The 18,733-nt window shown below is 71.7% G+C and carries 19 protein-coding genes; 12 read left to right on the top strand and 7 right to left on the bottom strand.

Features of this window, described 5'->3' with window-relative positions; all coding sequences use genetic code 11:
- The first annotated feature begins 19 nt into the window (after window positions 1–19).
- From B0675_RS14745 to B0675_RS14735, 3 genes are all read left to right on the top strand, one after another.
- A complete protein-coding gene (locus tag B0675_RS14745; protein WP_081219278.1) occupies window positions 20–661 on the top strand; it encodes a TetR/AcrR family transcriptional regulator in 642 nt (213 codons plus the stop codon).
- Window positions 662–855: 194 nt separating this feature from the next.
- Window positions 856–1,083, top strand: coding sequence for a DUF3107 domain-containing protein (locus tag B0675_RS14740; protein WP_081219277.1), 228 nt, complete (start codon window positions 856–858; stop codon window positions 1,081–1,083).
- Window positions 1,084–1,281: 198 nt separating this feature from the next.
- Window positions 1,282–1,551, top strand: coding sequence for a hypothetical protein (locus B0675_RS14735; protein WP_081219276.1), 270 nt, complete (start codon window positions 1,282–1,284; stop codon window positions 1,549–1,551).
- A gap of 205 nt (window positions 1,552–1,756) precedes the next feature.
- Here B0675_RS14735 and B0675_RS14730 read toward each other — a convergent pair whose 3' ends face one another.
- A complete protein-coding gene (locus tag B0675_RS14730; protein ID WP_081221797.1) occupies window positions 1,757–2,518 on the bottom strand; it encodes a ferritin-like fold-containing protein in 762 nt (253 codons plus the stop codon).
- A gap of 471 nt (window positions 2,519–2,989) precedes the next feature.
- On the opposite strand from B0675_RS14730, the gene B0675_RS14725 reads away from it, so the two are divergent.
- Window positions 2,990–5,287 (top strand): DEAD/DEAH box helicase, encoded by a 2,298-nt coding sequence (locus B0675_RS14725; RefSeq protein WP_241539787.1) that lies wholly within the window; start codon window positions 2,990–2,992, stop codon window positions 5,285–5,287.
- Window positions 5,288–5,480: 193 nt separating this feature from the next.
- On the top strand, window positions 5,481–6,350 hold the full coding sequence (locus B0675_RS14720) for an alpha/beta hydrolase (protein WP_081219275.1): 870 nt from the start codon (window positions 5,481–5,483) through the stop codon (window positions 6,348–6,350).
- A gap of 12 nt (window positions 6,351–6,362) precedes the next feature.
- Here B0675_RS14720 and B0675_RS14715 read toward each other — a convergent pair whose 3' ends face one another.
- Window positions 6,363–7,259, bottom strand: coding sequence for an NYN domain-containing protein (locus tag B0675_RS14715; protein WP_081221796.1), 897 nt, complete (start codon window positions 7,257–7,259; stop codon window positions 6,363–6,365).
- A 225-nt stretch (window positions 7,260–7,484) separates the two neighbouring features.
- Between B0675_RS14715 and B0675_RS40545 the strand changes: the two genes are divergently transcribed.
- Complete coding sequence (locus B0675_RS40545) at window positions 7,485–7,637, top strand: hypothetical protein (protein ID WP_106983652.1); 153 nt, start codon at window positions 7,485–7,487, stop codon at window positions 7,635–7,637.
- Between the two features lie 157 nt (window positions 7,638–7,794).
- Here the strand turns inward: B0675_RS40545 and B0675_RS14710 are convergent, their stop codons facing one another.
- From B0675_RS14710 to B0675_RS14700, 3 genes are all read right to left on the bottom strand, one after another.
- Window positions 7,795–8,400: a MarC family protein gene (locus tag B0675_RS14710; RefSeq protein ID WP_081219274.1), complete on the bottom strand. Its 606-nt coding sequence runs from the start codon at window positions 8,398–8,400 to the stop codon at window positions 7,795–7,797.
- 356 nt (window positions 8,401–8,756) lie between these two features.
- Window positions 8,757–9,614, bottom strand: coding sequence for a PHP domain-containing protein (locus tag B0675_RS14705; protein WP_081219273.1), 858 nt, complete (start codon window positions 9,612–9,614; stop codon window positions 8,757–8,759).
- 169 nt (window positions 9,615–9,783) lie between these two features.
- Window positions 9,784–10,425, bottom strand: a complete 642-nt coding sequence (locus tag B0675_RS14700) for a DUF6758 family protein (protein ID WP_081219272.1) — start codon at window positions 10,423–10,425, stop codon at window positions 9,784–9,786.
- 162 nt (window positions 10,426–10,587) lie between these two features.
- Here B0675_RS14700 and B0675_RS14695 point away from each other — a divergent pair, with 162 nt between their 5' ends.
- On the top strand, window positions 10,588–11,841 hold the full coding sequence (locus B0675_RS14695; RefSeq protein WP_081219271.1) for an MFS transporter: 1,254 nt from the start codon (window positions 10,588–10,590) through the stop codon (window positions 11,839–11,841).
- 92 nt (window positions 11,842–11,933) lie between these two features.
- On the opposite strand, the gene B0675_RS14690 is transcribed toward B0675_RS14695, so the two are convergent.
- The gene (locus B0675_RS14690; protein WP_081219270.1) at window positions 11,934–12,518 is read right to left on the bottom strand and encodes a suppressor of fused domain protein; all 585 of its coding nucleotides are present in this window, start codon (window positions 12,516–12,518) and stop codon (window positions 11,934–11,936) included.
- A gap of 620 nt (window positions 12,519–13,138) precedes the next feature.
- Here B0675_RS14690 and B0675_RS14685 point away from each other — a divergent pair.
- From B0675_RS14685 to B0675_RS14675, 3 genes are all read left to right on the top strand, one after another.
- Window positions 13,139–14,251 carry a magnesium and cobalt transport protein CorA gene (locus B0675_RS14685; RefSeq protein ID WP_081219269.1) on the top strand — a complete coding sequence of 371 codons (1,113 nt, stop codon included), beginning with the start codon at window positions 13,139–13,141 and terminating at the stop codon, window positions 14,249–14,251.
- Between the two features lie 23 nt (window positions 14,252–14,274).
- A complete protein-coding gene (locus tag B0675_RS14680; protein WP_081219268.1) occupies window positions 14,275–14,817 on the top strand; it encodes a hypothetical protein in 543 nt (180 codons plus the stop codon).
- A 22-nt stretch (window positions 14,818–14,839) separates the two neighbouring features.
- Window positions 14,840–15,750 (top strand): IS5 family transposase gene (locus tag B0675_RS14675; protein ID WP_179165300.1). Its coding sequence is split into 2 segments (ribosomal slippage): window positions 14,840–15,179 and window positions 15,179–15,750, totalling 912 coding nucleotides; the frame shifts between segments, so codons are not numbered across the junction.
- Window positions 15,751–15,792: 42 nt separating this feature from the next.
- Here B0675_RS14675 and B0675_RS14670 read toward each other — a convergent pair.
- Window positions 15,793–16,554: a hypothetical protein gene (locus tag B0675_RS14670; RefSeq protein ID WP_179165299.1), complete on the bottom strand. Its 762-nt coding sequence runs from the start codon at window positions 16,552–16,554 to the stop codon at window positions 15,793–15,795.
- A gap of 186 nt (window positions 16,555–16,740) precedes the next feature.
- On the opposite strand from B0675_RS14670, the gene B0675_RS14665 reads away from it, so the two are divergent.
- Together B0675_RS14665 and B0675_RS14660 are read left to right on the top strand one after the other, a co-directional pair.
- Window positions 16,741–18,138 carry a CBS domain-containing protein gene (locus B0675_RS14665; protein WP_081219267.1) on the top strand — a complete coding sequence of 466 codons (1,398 nt, stop codon included), beginning with the start codon at window positions 16,741–16,743 and terminating at the stop codon, window positions 18,136–18,138.
- Complete coding sequence (locus B0675_RS14660) at window positions 18,128–18,721, top strand: DUF1003 domain-containing protein (RefSeq protein WP_081221794.1); 594 nt, start codon at window positions 18,128–18,130, stop codon at window positions 18,719–18,721. Before B0675_RS14665 ends, B0675_RS14660 begins: the two co-directional genes overlap by 11 nt.
- Window positions 18,722–18,733: the final 12 nt, after the last annotated feature.

The raw sequence follows: 18,733 nt of genomic DNA, 5'->3' as shown, positions 1-18,733 counted from the left end.
GACAATTTTGGGAGGCGGCGTGACAGCCATCGAGCAGACAGAGGCGGCACGCCCGCGGGGCACTCGCCTGCCGCGCCGTGCCCGACGCAACCAGCTCCTCGGCGCCGCCCAGGAAGTCTTCGTTGCGCAGGGGTATCACTCGGCCGCCATGGACGACATCGCCGAGCGCGCGGGCGTCAGCAAGCCGGTCCTCTACCAGCACTTCCCGGGAAAGCTCGATCTGTACCTCGCCCTGCTGGACCAGCACTGCGAGTCCCTGCTCCAGGCGGTCCGCACGGCGCTCGCGTCGACCTCGGACAACAAGCTGCGTGTCCGCGCCACGATGGACGCCTACTTCGCCTACGTCGAGGACGACGGCGGCGCCTTCCGGCTGGTCTTCGAATCGGACCTGACCAACGAGCCCGCGGTCCGCGAGCGGGTCGACAAGGTGACGCACGAGTGCGCCGAGGCGATCTGCGACGTGATCGCGGAGGACACCGGTCTCTCGCGTGCCGAGTCGATGCTCCTCGCGTCGGGGCTCGGCGGTCTGGCCCAGGTGGTGGCCCGTTCCTGGCTGCACAGCGACCGCAGCGTCCCGCGCGACCAGGCGGTGCAGCTGCTGACCTCGCTCGCCTGGCGTGGCATCGCGGGTTTCCCGCTGCACGGCACCGACCAGCACTGAGCGGGCGGGGCATCGATCGGCACGGAGTACACGGAAGCGGCCGGGGGCACATCCCCCGGCCGCTTCTTTGTTCCCGTCCGCTGTTCGCTCCTGGCGTTCCCGGGCGGAGCGTGCCGGTCCCCTCACCGGGCTAATGTGTGCTGCGTACGGCGCGTACGAACGCGCACATGACTGACCGTCGGAGGGACAAAGCCGTGGAGGTCAAGATCGGCGTGCAGCACGCGCCCCGCGAGATCGTTCTGGAGAGCGGTCAGACCCCGGAAGAGGTCGAGCGCGCGGTGTCGGAGGCGCTGGCCGGCACGTCGCAGCTGCTCAGCCTCGTGGACGACCACGGCCGCAAGGTCCTGGTTCCGGCCGACCGCCTGGCCTACGTGGAGCTCGGTGAGCCCACGCAGCGCAAGGTCGGATTCAGCGCTCTGTAAGAGGTTCACAGAGCGACACGGAGGTACACGAAGGGTCCGGTGGCGATGTCACCGGACCCTTCGCGTGCATTCCGCCCCGCGCGAACTCCTCCACAGATGGAGCACAGTTCGAGCACAGGGGAGGGTTGCGTTCCGCACGCCACGGGTAGGACCGGCTACGACCGATTTGCACCGGCCGTGAGGGAGGGACACCCCACCATGTTCTTGGAAGCGCTCGGCTCCGCGCTGCTTGGTCTGGCTCTGGCATGGGCGGCCTCGTACCGCCTGCCGCACCGTCTGCCGGCCCGCAGCCTGGTCCTGTCGACGGGGGTGGCGGGAGGCCTGTTCGGCGCCTTCCTGACGCACACCGCGCTCGGCTCCGGCCACTTCCTCGTCATCCTCGCCGGAGCGGTGGCCGTCTCCGCGGCGCTGCTCTCGCTGCTGCTCCGCCCGGAGGAGCGTTTTCGCCGACGCTCGGCCACGGCCTGACGCCCGGCGACCGCCCGGTCCGTTCGGCGGGAGCCGCGGGTTCCGTCCGCGCCGGCGCCACGGCGGGCGCGAGCGGGACGATCACGAGCGGGACGAGAAGGCGCGGGAGCCGCGCGGATAGCCGCACCGACAGCCGTCCGCGGGCCGTCGCGGCCAGGACGGGCCCGTGGTCCCGAAGGCCGGGGCCCGTCCGAGCGGGCGGGTGCTAGGCGGCCAGCCCCAGCGCCGCCATCCGCTTGGTGTGCGCCTCGGTGATGCGCGAGAACATCCGGCCGACCTCCGCGAGGTCGAACCCGTCCGCCACGCCGCCCACGAGCATCGTCGACAGGGCGTCACGGTCGGCGACCACCCGCTGCGACTGCGACAGGGCCTCGCCCATCAGCCGTCGCGCCCACAGCGCGAGCCGGCCGCCCACCCGCGGGTCGGCGTCGATCGCGGCGCGCACCTTCTCGATGGCGAAGCTGGCGTGCCCGGTGTCGTCGAGGACGCCGAGGACCAGTCCGCGGGTGTCCGAGTCGAGGCGGGCGGCGACCTCGCGGTAGAAGTCACTGGCGATCGAGTCGCCGACGTACGCCTTGACGAGGCCCTCCAGCCAGTCGGAGGGAGCCGTCTGCTTGTGGAAGCCGTCGAGGGCCGCCACGAAGGGGTCCATGGCCTGGCCCGCGTCCGCGCCGACCGCGGTGAGCCGGTTCGACAGCTGCTCGAAGTGGTGGAACTCGGCCGAAGCCATCTTCGCCAGCTCCGCCTTGTCGCTCAGCGTGGGCGCCAGCTTGGCGTCCTCGGCGAGCCGCTCGAACGCCGCCAGCTCGCCGTACGCGAGCGCTCCGAGCAGGTCCACCACCGCGGCGCGGTACTGCGGGTCGGCGGAGGCCGTGTCCCAGTTCTGCGCGGCGACTCCGGTGGCCGTCGGAGCGGTGTCTGCGGGGGCTTCGGCGGGCTTCTCAGCGGCGTTGTCAGGCGTCGTCATGAAGCGCACAATAGCCCTCTCACCGCACGGCGGAAGTCCCTGGTCAACCAGTGTGACGACGACTACGTGACCAAACCGGCCATCGCATATGCGCGAATCCGGGGTATGGTGGTAATGCGCCCGGCGAGTATGTGTCGGGCCGCACGAATGAGGATGCCCGGTCGGTGGCCCGATCGGCTCCGACCCGACAGCCCTCCTCGTCGGTACGGCACATTGCGTACGACGTCCGGAGGGACCCTCAGCGGCACGAGAGCTCGAGCGTCGGCAGTGGTCCCATGCCACTCGGCCCGCCCGTCACAGAGCGGCCGACGTCCCCGGCACGGTCCCGTCACGACCCCCGCGCTCGCCTCGCACCGCGTACACAGAAGAGGCAGCACCCTGACTACGACTTTCCGAGAGCTCGGAATCCTTCCCGAGACGGCCGAAGCCCTTGAGGCCGTCGGCATCATCAACCCCTTCCCCATCCAGGAGATGACGCTCCCGGTCGCCCTCACGGGCACCGACGTCATCGGCCAGGCGAAGACCGGCACCGGCAAGACGCTGGGCTTCGGCCTCCCGCTCCTGGAGCGGGTCACCGTCCCCGCGGACGTCGAGGCGGGCCGGGCGACGCCCGAGCAGCTGACCGACGCCCCGCAGGCCCTCGTCGTCGTCCCGACGCGCGAGCTGTGCACCCAGGTGACCAACGACCTGCTGACCGCCGGCAAGGTCCGCAACGTACGCGTCCTCGCCATCTACGGCGGCCGCGCCTACGAGCCCCAGGTGGAGGCCCTCAAGAAGGGCGTCGACGTCATCGTCGGCACCCCGGGCCGTCTGCTGGACCTCGCGGGCCAGAAGAAGCTCAACCTCGGCCACATCAAGGCGCTCGTCCTCGACGAGGCCGACGAGATGCTCGACCTGGGCTTCCTGCCCGACGTCGAGAAGATCATGAACATGCTGCCGGCCCGTCGTCAGACGATGCTGTTCTCGGCGACCATGCCGGGCGCGGTCATCGGCCTCGCGCGCCGCTACATGTCGCAGCCCACGCACATCCGCGCCTCGACGCCGGACGACTCGGGCGCGACGGTCGCGAACACCAAGCAGTTCGTCTACCGCGCGCACAACATGGACAAGCCCGAGATGGTCGCGCGGATCCTGCAGGCCGACGGCCGCGGTCTCGCGATGGTCTTCTGCCGCACCAAGCGCACCGCGGCCGACCTCGCCGACCAGCTCCAGCAGCGCGGTTTCGCGTCCGGCGCGGTCCACGGCGACCTCGGCCAGGGCGCCCGCGAGCAGGCGCTGCGCGCCTTCCGCAACGGCAAGGTCGACGTGCTGGTCTGCACCGACGTCGCCGCCCGCGGTATCGACGTCGAGGGCGTGACCCACGTCATCAACTACCAGTCCCCCGAGGACGAGAAGACGTACCTGCACCGCATCGGCCGTACCGGCCGCGCGGGCGCCAAGGGCATCGCGATCACCCTCGTCGACTGGGACGACATCCCGCGCTGGCAGCTGATCAACAAGGCGCTGGACCTCGGTTTCCCGGCCCCGCCGGAGACCTACTCGACCTCTCCTCACTTCTTCGAGGAGCTCAGCATCCCGGCCGGCACCAAGGGTGTCCTGCCGCGTTCCGAGCGCACCCGCGCCGGGCTCGCGGCCGAAGAGGTCGAGGACCTGGGCGAGACCGGTGGCCGTGGCGGTCCGCGTGGCCGCGGTGGCCGTTCGGCCGCGCCGGTGGCCACCCCTGTCGAGCGCGAGCGCGACCGTTCGGAGCGCACCCCGCGCCGCCGGCGCCGCACGCGCAACGGCGAGGCGGCGGCGACGCCTTCGGCAGCCCCCGAGGTCACCACGGAGACGCCCGCGTCGGACGGGGCCACCGAGCCCCGGACGCCGCGCCGCCGTCGTCGTACGCGCGGTGGATCGGGCTCCGAGCAGCCGGCCGCCACGACCGCTCCGGTGGCCGAGACCGCGGTGACCGCCGTGGCGACGGCCGAGGGCGTCACCGACGAGGCGGCCAAGCCGCGCCGTCGGCGGGCCCGGAAGACCGCCGAGAGCATCGAGGCGATCGAGAACGCCGAGGCCGCGGTGACCGCGGCGGAGGCCGTGGTCGAGAGTGTCGCCGCCGAGGTCGTCGCGGACGCCGTCGAGGCGCCGGCCAAGCCGGCCCGTCGTCGGACCCGCAAGACCGCCGAGGCGGCACCGGTCACCGAGACGGTCGTCGAGACCGTCGAGGTGCCCGAGGCGCCCGCCAAGCCGGTTCGTCGTCGGACCCGCAAGGTCGCCGAGGCCGTCGTCGACACCGTCGAGGCCGCTGCGGCCGAGGTCGCCGAGGCGGTCGCCGAGACCAAGCCGCGGCGCACCCGCGCCAAGGCCGCGAGCACCGTCACGGACACCGCCGAGGCCACCGAGACGGCCGAGGCCAAGCCCGTCCGCCGACGCACCCGCAAGGCCGTCGCCGACGCCGACATCCCGGCCCAGGCCACGGACGACGCCGAGGCCAAGCCGGCCACCCGCCGCCGCACCCGCAAGGCCGCGGAGGCCGTGGTCGACACGGCGGAGGGTGTCGCGGAGGCTCCGGCCAAGCCGCGGCGCACTCGCGCCAAGGCCGCGAGCACCGTCACGGACACCGCCGAGGCCACCGAGACGGCCGAGGCCAAGCCCGTCCGCCGACGCACCCGCAAGGCCGTCGCCGACGCCGACATCCCGGCCCAGGCCACGGACGACGCCGAGGCCAAGCCGGCCACCCGCCGCCGCACCCGCAAGGCGGCCGCCACGGAGCCCGCGGAGAGCTGATCTCCTGCCGACGGCCCGGTCCCACCTCCCGGTGGGACCGGGCCGTCGGCGTTTCCCGCCCGACGGGCGCCCGGCCGGGGCGTGCCGCGGACACCGGGGGCCGGGGGCGTGCCGCCTTGCCGCGGCGCACCGGGCCCCGGGTGCCCCTCACCTCCCCGAGCGGCCTTCACGGGTGCCCTATAGCCTCCTGTGCATGAGCAGGCCCTACACGTTCGTCCCGCCCGCAGGTGTCCGCGCGTACCGCCTGGCGACCGCGCGCGGTGAGTTCGCCGTGCTCGACGCGGCGCCGGACGGGCCGCTGACCGGGACCGTGCTGCTGCTGCCCGGGTTCACCGGCAGCAAGGAGGACTTCGTCGCGCTGCACGCGCCGCTCGCCGCGGCGGGGTATCGCACGGTGGCCGTGGACGGGCGTGGGCAGTACGAGACCGGCGGACCGCTGGACGACGAAACCCCTTACGCGCAGGACGAGTTGGCGCGCGACGCCCTCGCACAGGCCGCCGCGATCGGCGCCCCCGTCCACCTCCTGGGCCACTCCCTGGGCGGCCACATCGCCCGGGCGGCGGTGCTGCTCGACCCGTCGCCGTTCCGCTCGCTGACGCTCATGGCGTCAGGACCCGCGCAGATCTCCACGCCTCAGCAGCAGCGCGTGAAGCTGCTGCGGGACGCGCTCGCCGTGATGGGCATGGACGAGGTGTGGGAGGCGATCCGCGCGATGGAGCCGCCCGAGGAGACCGACACCGGCGGCCTCGACGCGGGACTCGACGACCTCGCGGACCTGCGCCGCCGCTGGCTCGCCAACAGCCCTGCCCAGCTCGTCGCCACCGGACGCCAGCTGTGCACGGAACCGGACCGTGTCGCCGAACTGGCCGCCGTGCCGCTGCCCAAGCACGTGATCTCCGGCGAACACGACGACACCTGGCCGGTACATCTGCTGGACGACATGGCCGTACGACTCGATGCCCGGCGCACGGTCGTGGAAGGGGCGGAGCACTCCCCCAACGCGGATCAGCCGCTGGAGACCGCGCGCGCCCTGGCCGCCTTCTGGGACACGGCCGACGGCTGACAGCTGACGGACCTAGTACTGCGCCTGAAGGTGCTCCCAGAAGCCGTCCCGCAGGGAGCGTCGCAGGTCGGACTGTCCACGGAGCGAGTACTGGAGCAGGCCCTCGGCCTCGACCAGCAGATCCTGGTCGACCGATCCCGGGAGGTAGGGGTGGCCGGGCAGCAGCTCCACGAGGGACTCCCGGCCCCGCGCGGCGAGCCACTTCGCGGCGATCTGGGCGCCCACGAAGCGCACGTCCTCCCGGCTGGGCCGGGTCGCCGCCGTCGGGTCGTACGACTGGGCGGTCCGGCGGGCCACGTACGGCTTGAAGAAGTCGAGGTCGAACGTCCGCTGGCTGTCGACCTCCCAGAGCAGCGGCTCGGCCTGGTTGCGGCCCTCGGGCGCCTCGATGCCCCAGAGGTGGACCCGGGCCCCGTAGCCCTGCGCCGCCTCGACCGCGGAGACGAGGTCCTCGTCGCCGCCGAGCAGGGCCGCGTCGCTGATGGCGCGGTGCCGGGCGAGGGACTCCAGGTCGGACCTGATGAGCGAATCGACGCCCTTCTGCTGGTTGTTGGCGTTCAGATTGCCCAACCGGACCTTGACGTCGGGGAGTTCGGCGATCGACTGCTGCTCCGAGGTGTGGATGCGGCGCCGGGCGCCGTCGTACCAGTAGACGCGGAGCAGTCGGCTGTCGGCGAAGATCGTGCGGGCCCGGTCGATGAGCGCCTCGATAAGACCCTCGGTGTCCAGGTCGAACGAACGGCGGTCCTCCGTGCCGGCGACGAGCCGTCCCGCGGCCGCGTACAGATAGCCGGCGTCGACGAAGATCGCGTGCGTGGAGGGTGTCTTCGCCACCTCGGCGAGCATGCGCTGGAGCAGCTCGTTCGTGCGGTCGATGCGGGCGGCGAGCGCCGCGTGGTCGTCGTTCATCACGACCATTGTCCTGGCGGTCACGCTGCGAACACAACCGGCGGCGGTCAGTCTCCGCCACCCGGCTTACCGCTCAGTAATTAGGTTCTCGAAAAATTTCCTTAGCGTAGGGAATGTTTGTAACAAGCATCCCGTTGGATACATACGGAAGCCGGGACACCGATGCCCCGGTTTTCCGTACAAGTAGTTCTCCTCAGGAGGATGACCAGACGAAGGGAGAAGCCCATGCGCTTCGAAATCATGCGACTCGACGATGTCGACGGAACCCCCGTGGACAGCACCGTCGTGGATGCCGCCTCCGTCAACAGGATCGTTCAGCAGGCCGCCGCCATCGGACAGCGCCTGTGGATCCGCCCCGCCGATTCGACCGCTTCGTAATACTTCCCGTAGTGCGAGGACGCGACCGGTGGCGCCGACACGCGGCGCTGCGGACCGCGGCCGTCTATTGATGTAGAGACTTCGGAACCCCGTACGGCACGTATGCCGTACGGGGTTCCGCGTGTCCGGGGGCGTCCGGGGCCGGGGGCCCGGTGGCTCAGCTGCCCTGGATCACCTGGGTGACGCCGTTGATGATCTGCTGCACCGCGATCGCGGAGAGCATCATGCCCGCGAGCCGGGTCACGAGCACCACGCCGCCGTCCTTGATGACACGGATGATCAGCAGCGAGTAGCGCATCACGATCCACAGCACGACGTGGATGGCGAGGATCGCGGTCCACACCGAGACCTGCGTGGCGACCGAGTCGGCCTTCTGCACCGCGAGGATCACGGACACGATCGCTCCGGGCCCGGCGAGCAGCGGCATGCCGAGGGGCACGAGGGCGACGTTGACGTCCTTGGTCTGCTTCGGCTCGTCGGTCTTGCCGGTCAGCAGGTCGAGGGCGATGAGCAGGAGCAGCAGTCCGCCCGCGATCATCAGCGCGGGCACGGAGACGTGCAGGTAGTTCAGGATCTGGTGGCCGAGGAGCCCGAAGACGGTGATGACGCCGCCGGCGACGCAGACCGCCTGGAAGGCCATCCGTCGCTGCACCTTGGCCGGGCGGCCCGCGGTGAGCGCCAGGAAGATCGGGGTGATCCCGGGGGGATCCATGATGACGAAGAGCGTGAGGAAGAGGGAGCCGAAGACGGCGACGTCGAACATGGTGAGGAAGAGCCTTGCGCGTGGTGAGCGGGGGCGGACGGGTGTTCCGTCCGCCGGGGTGGACGGGCGTCCCGCGGTCGGCGGGACGGGGACCTGACGCGTGCGGGCGCCGGGCGGCGGGACCCCGGCCGGCGCCGGAGGTCACGTGCGCCCGACGGCACGGACCGGCCCACAGGGGCGGTTCCGCGGCGGGCGGCACGAATCGTCCGGGACCGACGGGCGCCTACAGGGAAGGGCCGTGCGGTACGGCGGACACGCCGTGACGGTGGGATCCGGTTCAGGTCGGCCGGGCGTCGGCGACCGGTGGCCGGCGGGTGTCCGCCCGGCGCCCCGGACCAGGAGGGGACCCTCCGGGATCAGGCTCCACCGGCTCCCGGGACCGGGAACGCCCCGGTGGAGCGGCGGGTGATCTCTCCGTAGACCTCGGGGTCGGTGGTGAACTCGCCGAGCACGCAGGTCTTGCGGCTGCCGTGATAGTCGGACGAGCCCGTGGTGAGCAGCCCCAGTTCGGCCGCCAGGCCGCGCAGTCGGGCCCGGGTGGACGGTTCGTGGTCCATGTGGTCGACCTCGATGCCGTCGAGGCCCGCCGCGGCCAGCTCGGCGATCACCGACTCGGGCACGGTGTGGCCCCGCTTGGCCGCCGCGGGATGCGCGAAGACCGTGACGCCTCCGGCTCCCTTGACGAGCCGGATCGCCTCGAAGGGGTCGGTCTCGTGCTTGGGGACGTAGGCGCGGCCGCCGTCGGCGAGCCACTCCTCGGTGAAGGCGTCGGAGACGGTGTCGACGACGCCCAGTTCGACGAGCGCGGAGGCGATGTGCGGGCGGCCGACGGACCCGTCGCCCGCGATACGCGCCACCTGCTCCCAGCTGATCGGCACGCCCGCGTCGCGCAGCCTGGTGATCATGGCCTGGGCGCGCGGCACCCGGTCGTCCCGCACCAGCTCGCGCTCGGCGAGCAGGGTGGGCTCCTCGGGGTCGAAGAGGTAGGCCAGCATGTGCATGCTGATGCCGTCGACGCGGCAGGACAGTTCGGCGCCGGTGACGAGGGTGAGCCCCTCGGGCAGCGCGGCGACGGCCTCGGCGTACCCGCGGGTGGTGTCGTGGTCGGTCAGCGCGACGACGTCCAGCCCGGCCGCGGCGGCGTTGCGCACCAGCTCGGCCGGGGTGTCCGTGCCGTCGGACGCGGTGGAGTGGGCGTGCAGGTCGATGCGCACTACGCGGACTCCAAGCGGTGACGGGACGGACGGGACGCTCAAGGATAACGGGAATCCGAGGCACTCCTGTCACACCCGAACCGGCCGAGCGCCCCCTACACCCGCGGACGGGCGGGGGCCCCGGCGTTCCCCGGCGCCGCAGCCCGCCTCGTGGGCCCCGGAGACGGGCTCAGGGTTCCAGGATCCGCGGCGACAGTGCCCCGCAGGGCAGCAGGTCGACCTCCGCGCCGGCGTCCCGCAGATCCGTCAGCACCAGTTCGTCGTACATCAGCAGCCCGGTCTGCTCGGGCCAGACGACGGCCCACAGCCACATCCCGAGGGCCTCGCCCGCGAAGACGGCGCGGTCGTCGGGGGCGCTGGGCACGTGCCAGAGGGGGGTGGGGCGGCCGGCCGCGAGCACCTTCGCCTGCGGGGGCTTCTCGACGTTCATGGAGGGTCCGGGGTCCGGTCCGTCGACGCCCGCGTACCGCGCGCCGAGGCCCACGCCGAGTTCCTCGGCGACCAGGATCAGCTCACCCATGCCGCCGAGCGGCCCCGGGCCCGAGCAGGCGACGGCGGTGGCACGCCCACCGCTGCGGTCGTCGCCGGCGAAGGAGGCGCCGGTGAACAGCCAGCCGACGGGCAGCGGCCAGGGCATCCATACCGGCACCCGGGCGCGGTGCACGACCACACCGAGGGCCTCGACGCTGGGCGGGATCACGGGCTGCAGCGGATGCACCGTGCCGTGCACATCGCACTGCCACGAGTCGGCAAAGAGGCCGGGAGCCCTGACCCGGCCACCACACTTCGGGCAACTGGGTTCGCCCCTCATAGAGCCCAACGGTCCTCCCCGTCCTTCCTCGCGTCAAGGACGATCACCCGTCCGGCGTGTGCCTGACACGACAAAACTGTGTGTACCTTGCATTAATTAGGCCACCTAACTTATCGTGTGTATAGCACAACGATCTGGCCGGTACGCAGTGAAGGAGCGGGCATGATCAGCAGCACGGAAGCCCCCGCCGAAGGGGACACGTTCGACGCGGGCGCGGGCGGCCTCCTGCGCCAGCCCAAGGCCGTCTGGGCGACGGCCGGCGCGTCCGTCGTCGCCTTCATGGGCATCGGGCTCGTCGACCCGATCCTGCCCTCCATCGCCAAGGGCCTCGACGCGACCCCGAGCCAGGTGTCGCTCCTCTTCACCTCGTACTTCCTCATCACCGCCGTGGCGATGCTGGTCACCGGCTTCGTCTCCAGCCGCATCGGCGGCAAGAAGACCCTGCTGCTCGGCCTCGCGCTCGTCGTGGTCTTCGCCGGGCTCGCCGGCACCTCGGGGTCGGTCGGCGAACTGGTCGGCTTCCGGGCGGGCTGGGGTCTCGGCAACGCGCTGTTCGTCTCCACGGCCCTCGCCGTGATCGTCGGCGCCGCGGCCGGCGGCAGCGCGGCGGCGATCCTGCTCTACGAGTCCGCGCTCGGCCTCGGCATGGCCTGCGGCCCCCTGCTCGGCGCGCTGCTCGGTGACGCCAGCTGGCGCTACCCGTTCTTCGGCACCGCGTTCCTGATGGCGATCGGCTTCCTGTGCATCACGGTGTTCCTCAAGGAACAGCCGAAGCCGGCACGCAAGACGTCCCTGCTCGACCCGCTGCGCGCCCTCGGGCACGGCGGCCTCGCCTCCGCGGCGACATCCGCGTTCTTCTACAACTACACGTTCTTCACCGTGCTGGCCTTCACCCCGTTCGTGCTGAACATGACGCCCTACAAGTCGGGCGCGGTGTTCTTCTGCTGGGGTGTGCTGCTCGCGGTCTTCTCGGTGATCGCGGCACCGCGCATGCAGGCGCGGTTCGGCTCGCTCAAGGTGCTCGGCGGCTCGCTGGTGCTGCTCGCGGCGGACGTCCTGGCCCTCGGGTACGGCGACCACACCACCGCGATCGTCTGCACGATCCTGTCCGGCGCCTTCATCGGGGTGAACAACACCGTCTACACGGAGCTGGCCCTCGGGGTCTCCGACGCGCCGCGACCGGTGGCGAGCGCCGGCTACAACTTCGTGCGCTGGTTCGCCGCGGCCGCGGCGCCGTTCTTCGCACCGAAGATCGAGGAGTGGACCGACGTCCGCATCCCGTTCGTGGTGGCCGCGGTCACCGCGCTGCTCGGCGCCGCGGTGGTCCTCGTCCGGCGGCACGCCCTCACCCACGAGGCACAGGAGCTGGAGCCGGCCCACGCCACCGAGGACGGTGTCACGGTCTTCGCGAACTGAGCCGGCCGGGCCGGTCGAGCCGGCCCGAACCGGACAGAGGCCGCCGATTCACCTGAGGGGCAGGACAGTTGACGTCCTGTCAGGCTCGGAGATCAGTCGAGTGGGACGGACTTGCGCAACGGATCGCGCAGGTCCGTCCCGCCGTTCAGCCAGCGCTCCTGAAGCGCGGCGGCGCCGTGCACCCGCTTCCACGCCGCCTCGTTCGGGGTCATGGGGAGCAGCGGCAGGAATCGCACGGGATCGGCCGGCTCGTCGAGCTCCAGGTCCTCCACCAGGGCGCCGGACTCCGCGACCAGGACCGAGGTGAACGGCGCGCCGGGCCACAGCGGTTCCCCCACGTCGAGGGAGGCGCCGGGGGCCACGATCAGACCCTCGACCTGCGGCGAGGCGGCGAGGACGGCCAGCGGGCGGAGCACCTTGTCGGTGTCGGCGCCGGCCGGGCGGACCGAGAGGATCAGCTCGGCGCGCGGGCCCTTCACCGGGTCGGCCAGCGCCGCGGTGGGGTCGGCCATCGGCTGGGCGGACATGCCGAGCGTGGCGTAGCGGACGACGTCGCCCTCTGTGAAGCGCACCACCTCGATGCGGTCGGTACCGAGGAAGGTGACCGCGGCGCGCGCGTCGGGTTCGCCCAGCGCGGAGCGCAAACGGGCCTCGACCAGGGGGAGAACATCTGCCATGCGCCGAGCATAGGCGGGGCCGCCCACCAGGGCGGGCACCGCACCCCGTGGTCAACAACGCGCAAAGCTGCGCCTTGACACATCGGTGCGCTGATAGTCTTGGCCGCTGGTCGGAGCAGCTGGTATCGGACGCACCCCTCATGCCCTCATGGCGCTGCGGGAGTTGGCCCCGAAGGCTCCGACGCACTGAGACTGATCTGACTCCCCTTCGGAGGGAGACAGACTCCCCTTCGGGGGATGGCTCGTCCCCCACGGGGGACCGACCGGAGGAGGTGGGGCTGCAATGGATCGAAGTCGATCGTGCAGTACCACCCGCTCTTCCTGTCGCTGAGTCCGTAGCTGGTCCCGCTGGTCTTTCAGCCCTGCCGGCTGCCGTCTCCCGCAATCGTGTGCATACGTGTCAGCGTTGCCCGGTGCACCACGGAAGAGCGCTTCGTTTCCGCCTGATCTGTCCGATCTGAACCCCTGATCTGTCCGATCTGAATCAGTAGCGAAGCTGCCACCGCGACGGTGCGGTGCTCCCCGCTTTGTGGACGTGCCAAACATCCGCAGTCAGGACGTCCCCATTCCGGGTAGTTCCACCCGTCGCAGGCCGCCTCCGTTGCGAAAAGGAGCCTGCCATGTCGATGATCCGTGACCTGCGCGCCGCGGTCCGCCCCCGTCCGCCGCTGCGCAAGGACAGTGGCTCGTACGACACCACCCGTGACCCCGGCACCCCGTCGGCCGTGGTCGACTGCGCCGTCTACCGCGACGGCGCCCGCGTCGAGACGCTCACCCAGCTCACCCCGCACGAGGCGATGCGCCAGGTGCGCCGCGACGGCGGGTTCGTGTGGATCGGCCTGCACGAGCCCACGGAGGACGAGTTCGCCGGTATCGCCCGGGAGTTCGGCCTGCACCCGCTGGCCGTCGAGGACGCCGTACAGGCCCACCAGCGCCCCAAGCTGGAGCGCTACGACGACTCCCTGTTCACCGTGTTCAAGACCATCCACTACGTCGAGCACGACCGGCTCACCGCGACCAGCGAGATCGTCGAGACCGGTGAGGTGATGTGCTTCACCGGAGGGGACTTCTTCATCACGGTCCGGCACGGCGGGCAGGGCTCGCTGCGCGCGCTGCGGCACCGGCTCCAGGACGACCCCGAGCTGCTCTCCAAGGGCCCCTCGGCGGTGCTGCACGCGATCGCCGACCACGTCGTCGACGGGTACATCGCGGTCGCGGACGCCGTGCAGGACGACATCGACGAGGTCGAGACCGAGGTGTTCTCGCCGGGCCGCAAGGGCTCCCCGCGCGGCACGGACGCCGGGCAGATCTACCAGCTCAAGCGCGAGGTGCTGGAGTTCAAGCGGGCGGTGTCGCCGCTGCTGCGCCCGATGCAGCTGCTCAGTGAGCGGCCGATGCGGCTGGTCGACCCCGACATCCAGAAGTACTTCCGTGACGTCGCCGACCACCTCGCGCGCGTCCAGGAGCAGGTCCTCGGCTTCGACGAACTGCTCAACTCGATCCTCCAGGCCAACCTCGCGCAGGCGTCCGTCGCACAGAACGAGGACATGCGCAAGATCACGTCCTGGGCCGCGATCATCGCCGTACCGACGATGGTGTGTGGTGTGTACGGAATGAACTTCGAGCACATGCCGGAGCTGCACTGGCGGTACGGCTACCCGGTCGTCATGGCCGTCACGGTCGGGCTCTGTCTCTCCATCCACCGCATCCTGAAGCGCAACGGCTGGCTCTAGGAGGGCCTGGATAGGCTGGGCCCATGACGCACGAGCTGCTCGACCGGGCCCTCATCGAGGAGGCCACCAAGAAGTCCGGGCTGATCTGGGTGCGCGCCGGCAGCCTGCCGGCACCTCCCGGTCCGGACCGGGAGGTGCCCACCCGTCCGCTCTGGCACGTCTGGGCCGACGGGGCCGTCCTCCTGCTCGGCGACGGGCCCGGCGAGCAGCCGCTGCCCGGCCTGACCGACGGGGGCGACGCGGTCGTCACCGTGCGCAGCAAGGACAAGGGCGGCCGGCTCGTCTCCTGGTCGGCGCGCGTCACCGAACTCGCGGCGGGCACCCCGGAGTGGGAGGCCGCCGTCGGCGAGCTCAAGGGCAAGCGGCTGAACGCGCCCGACGGCGAGGCCATGCCCGAGCGCTGGGCCCGCGAGTGCCGGCTCGTCCGCCTGGAACCGACGGGCGCGACCGCCGGGCTGCCCGACGGATCACTCGCACAGCGGCCGCTGCCGACCGCGGCGACCACCCGCCAGGAGATCCCCGCCGCGCTCCCGCGCCTCCTGCTGAAGCGCCGCAAGCGCCGCTAGGCCGTGTCTGATAATTGATCTTGTGGTGGGTCGTGGCGAGTTGACGGATGCGGCGTGGGGTCGGATAGCGCCGTTGTTGCCGGGTGTTGACGGGCGGGGTCGTCCGTGGCGGGATCACCGGCAGGTGATCAACGGGGTGTTGTGGCGGTTGCGGACGGGTGCTCCGTGGCGTGACCTGCCCGAACGGTACGGGCCCTGGCAGACGGTCTACGAGCGGTTCGCCCGCTGGGAGGCGGACGGGACCTGGGCACGCCTGCTCGAGGAGATCCAGGTCCGCGACGACTCGGCCGGGGCGGTGGAGTGGACCGTGTCGGTCGACTCCACGATGAACCGGGCCCACCAGCACGCCGCCGGTGCCCGCAAAAGGGGGCAGCGGCGGGGGACGAACTGGAAGATCCGGCACGCACGGCGGCTGGCCAGGCGCTCGGCCGGTCCCGCGGCGGGCTGACCACCAAGGTCCACCTGGCCTGCGACGGCCGGGGTCTGCCCCTGGCCGTCGTGGTCACGCCGGGCAACGTCAACGACTCCACCGTCTTCGACGAGGTCCTGAACGCCGTGCGAGTGCCCCGGGCAGGCGTCGGCCGGCCGCGCCGCAGGCCCGATGCGGTCATCGCCGACAGAGCGTATTCGTCACGGGCGATCCGCCAGATGCTGCGAGGCCGGGGCATCCGGGCAGTGATCCCGGAGAAGGCCGACCAGAAGACCAACCGCGTGCGGCGCGGACGGGCCGGAGGCAGACCGCCGGTCTTCGACCGCGACCTCTACAAAGCCCGCAACGTCGTCGAACGCTGCTTCAACCGGCTCAAGCAGTTCCGCGCCATCGCGACCCGCTTCGACAAACTCGCCGCCCGCTACCGGGCCGGACTCCACCTCGCGGCACTCATCCTCTGGCTTCGCGAACCCAGCCAAGATCATTTGTCAGACAGTTCCTAGCGGGCCCCGGACCGGGCGACGGCACGGGCCGGTGGGCGCGGGCTACGAGGTGGGCAGCTGCTGCCCGTAGTCGACCGTCTCCTTCTCCGACGGCTCCTCCAGCGAGAAGTCCTTGCCCCAGTCGGTCAGCCGGAGCGTGCCGGCGTTGCCCGCGCGGACCAGCAGCAGCGGGTACGGGGTGCCCTTCAGCGAGACGTCCAGGGCCCCGCCCGAGCCCTTGTCGCCGGTGATGCGGATGGTGCGGACCCCGGCCTGCTCGTGGTGCCCGTCCGTGGCGAGCGTGCCGTGCAGGCCGAGCAGCCCGTCGAGCAGCACGTCCTTGTCGGTGAAGCCGCTGAACCGCTTGTACGCGGGGTCGCCGGTCGGCACCTTCACGTACATGCCCTCCAGCTTGTCGGCCGCGGCGGTGTCCCCCGGCTTGTCGCCGTTCTTGTCGTCCTGGTGCGCCCAGAACTGCGCGTCGGCCTTGAGGAAGAGGTGCTCGCCGACCCGCAGCAGCCGGAAACTGGCCCCCTTGGAGGTCACCGAGCCGGTGCCGCCGTCGGACTTGAGGCGCATGTCGAGGGTGTACGTGGTGCCGTTCGAGACGACGGTCCCGGACAGCCGTACGGTCTTCGCGTCCTCGGCGGCCTTCTTCGTCTTCGCCTGGATGGTGGCGGCGGGCAGTCTTCCGACCCCGTTCGTGCCCGCGTCCGGGTCCTCGCTGCCGCACCCCGACAGCCCCGCCGTCCCTGTCACCGCCAGGGCGCACACGGCGCCCACCATCGCGACTCTGCGGGTACGGCCCGGGGGAATTGCAGTCACAGGTGGGGCTGCCTTTCGTGCGCGGTGCTGGGCGGCGTACGGCAGCGTACCGGTGCCGCGGCCGCCCGGCGGAGGCAGTCCGTCCGGACCGCCCACCAGGGCGTATCCGACCGGGACGGGCTAGCCTGAAGCCCACCCGAGCGGACAGACCGGCACAGAACGCTTCGAAGCGAAGGAGGCGCGGGCATGGCCGCAGGTGCCCCCCGGATCTTCGTCTCGCACCTGGCCGGTGTCGCCGTCTTCGACCCCAACGGCGACCAGGTGGGCCGTGTGCGGGACCTCGTCGCCATGCTGCGGGTGGGCCGGCGGCCGCCCCGGCTGCTCGGCCTGGTCGTCGAACTGTCCACCCGCCGCCGCATCTTCCTGCCCATGACCCGGGTGACGGGCATCGAGTCCGGTCAGGTCATCTCGACCGGCGTCCTGAACGTCCGCCGCTTCGAGCAACGGCCCACCGAACGGCTCATCTTCGGCGAACTCCTCGACCGGCTCGTGACCCTCGTCGAGACGGGCGAGGAGGTCACGGTCCTCGACGTGTCCATCCAGCAGCTCCCGGCCCGCCGCGACTGGGAGATCGACCGGGTCTTCGTGCGCAAGGGCCGCAGCGGCACCTTCCGGCGCAGCAAGGGCGAGACGCTGACCGTCGACTGGTCCGCCGTCACCGGCGTCGCCCTGGAGGAGGACGGGCAGGGCGCGGAGAGCCTCCTCGCCACCTTCGAGCAGCTGCGCCCGGCCGACCTGGCGAACGTCCTGCACCACCTGTCGCCGAAACGGCGCGGGGAGGTGGCCGCGGCCCTCGACGACGACCGGCTGGCCGACGTGCTCGAAGAGCTGCCCGAGGACGACCAGATCGAGATTCTCGGCAAGCTCAAGGAGGAGCGCGCGGCCGACGTGCTGGAGGCGATGGACCCCGACGACGCAGCGGACCTCCTCGCCGAGCTGCCCACCGAGGACGTGGAGCGGCTGCTGACCCTGATGCGGCCCGGCGATGCGGCCGACGTGCGCCGGCTGATGGCGTACGAGGAGCGGACGGCGGGTGGTCTGATGACCACCGAACCGATCGTGCTGCGTCCCGACGCGACTGTCGCCGACGCGCTGGCCCGGGTCCGCAACCCCGACCTCTCCCCCGCGCTCGCCGCCCAGGTCTACGTGTGCCGCCCGCCGGACGAGACGCCGACGGGCAAGTACCTCGGCGCCGTGCATTTCCAGCGGCTGCTGCGCGACCCGCCGTTCACGCTGGTCGGTTCGCTGGTGGACGACGACCTCCAGCCGCTCGCCCCGGAGGACGAACTGCCCGTGGTCGCCGGGTTCTTCGCCACGTACGACATGGTCGCGGCGCCCGTCGTCGACGAGAGCGGCTCGCTGCTCGGCGCGGTGACCGTGGACGACGTGCTGGACCACATGCTGCCCGACGACTGGCGGGAGACGGAGTTCCACCTCGACGAGGGCGTCCCCGAGGACGTGCAGCACGCCGTACGCGACGACGCGGGGGCCGAGGACGCCCGTGCCGGGGACGGACGGGCGGACGCGGACCCCGGAGCGGGACCGGGCGGCGGTTCCGGCGGAGGGGGACGCCGTGGGCGCTGACCGCGAGAGCCGGGAGCGGGCCGCCACCGGGGCCACCGCGGCCCCCCGTCGTGGCCGGCTCGACCAGCCGCTGCCGCCGCGGCGCCGGTTCCTGCCCGAGTGGGACCCGGAGGCCTTCGGGCGGCTGTCGGAGCGCATCGCCCGCTTCCTCGGCACCGGACGGTTCATCGTCTGGATGACGATCGTCATCATCGTCTGGGTCCTGTGGAACATCTTCGCCCCGGGCGCCCTGCGCTTCGACGGCTACCCGTTCATCTTCCTGACGCTGATGCTGTCGCTCCAGGCCTCCTACGCGGCCCCGCTGATCCTGCTCGCGCAGAACCGGCAGGACGACCGCGACCGGGTCAACCTCGAACAGGACCGCAAGCAGAACGAACGCTCCATCGCGGACACCGAGTACCTCACCCGCGAGATCGCGGCCCTGCGGATGGGCCTCGGCGAGGTGGCCACCCGCGACTGGATCCGCTCCGAGCTCCAGGACCTGGTCAGGGAGCTGGAGGAGCGGTACGCGGAGGGGTCAGGGGACGAGCGCGTCGTATTCCCGGCGGAACGGTCGCGGGCACGTGACGTAGACGACCGGTGACGGGGCTTTCCC

Source organism: Streptomyces sp. M41(2017), assembly GCF_002078175.1.
In the GTDB taxonomy this organism is placed as follows: Bacteria; Actinomycetota; Actinomycetes; order Streptomycetales; family Streptomycetaceae; genus Streptomyces.
The sequence above is the reverse complement of the archived record's forward strand: the minus strand, read 5'-3'. Positions and strand labels throughout refer to the sequence as shown.

Coding starts and splice junctions, on each gene's coding strand:
- B0675_RS14720 (WP_081219275.1), top strand. CDS start 5,481: ATGAGCAGGCCCTACACGTTCGTCCCGCCCGCAGGTGTCCGCGCGTAC.
- B0675_RS14710 (WP_081219274.1), bottom strand. CDS start 8,400: ATGTTCGACGTCGCCGTCTTCGGCTCCCTCTTCCTCACGCTCTTCGTC.
- B0675_RS14695 (WP_081219271.1), top strand. CDS start 10,588: ATGATCAGCAGCACGGAAGCCCCCGCCGAAGGGGACACGTTCGACGCG.
- B0675_RS14730 (WP_081221797.1), bottom strand. CDS start 2,518: ATGACGACGCCTGACAACGCCGCTGAGAAGCCCGCCGAAGCCCCCGCA.
- B0675_RS40545 (WP_106983652.1), top strand. CDS start 7,485: ATGCGCTTCGAAATCATGCGACTCGACGATGTCGACGGAACCCCCGTG.
- B0675_RS14715 (WP_081221796.1), bottom strand. CDS start 7,259: ATGAACGACGACCACGCGGCGCTCGCCGCCCGCATCGACCGCACGAAC.
- B0675_RS14690 (WP_081219270.1), bottom strand. CDS start 12,518: ATGGCAGATGTTCTCCCCCTGGTCGAGGCCCGTTTGCGCTCCGCGCTG.
- B0675_RS14735 (WP_081219276.1), top strand. CDS start 1,282: ATGTTCTTGGAAGCGCTCGGCTCCGCGCTGCTTGGTCTGGCTCTGGCA.
- B0675_RS14700 (WP_081219272.1), bottom strand. CDS start 10,425: ATGAGGGGCGAACCCAGTTGCCCGAAGTGTGGTGGCCGGGTCAGGGCT.
- B0675_RS14680 (WP_081219268.1), top strand. CDS start 14,275: ATGACGCACGAGCTGCTCGACCGGGCCCTCATCGAGGAGGCCACCAAG.
- B0675_RS14725 (WP_241539787.1), top strand. CDS start 2,990: ATGACGCTCCCGGTCGCCCTCACGGGCACCGACGTCATCGGCCAGGCG.
- B0675_RS14685 (WP_081219269.1), top strand. CDS start 13,139: ATGTCGATGATCCGTGACCTGCGCGCCGCGGTCCGCCCCCGTCCGCCG.
- B0675_RS14665 (WP_081219267.1), top strand. CDS start 16,741: ATGGCCGCAGGTGCCCCCCGGATCTTCGTCTCGCACCTGGCCGGTGTC.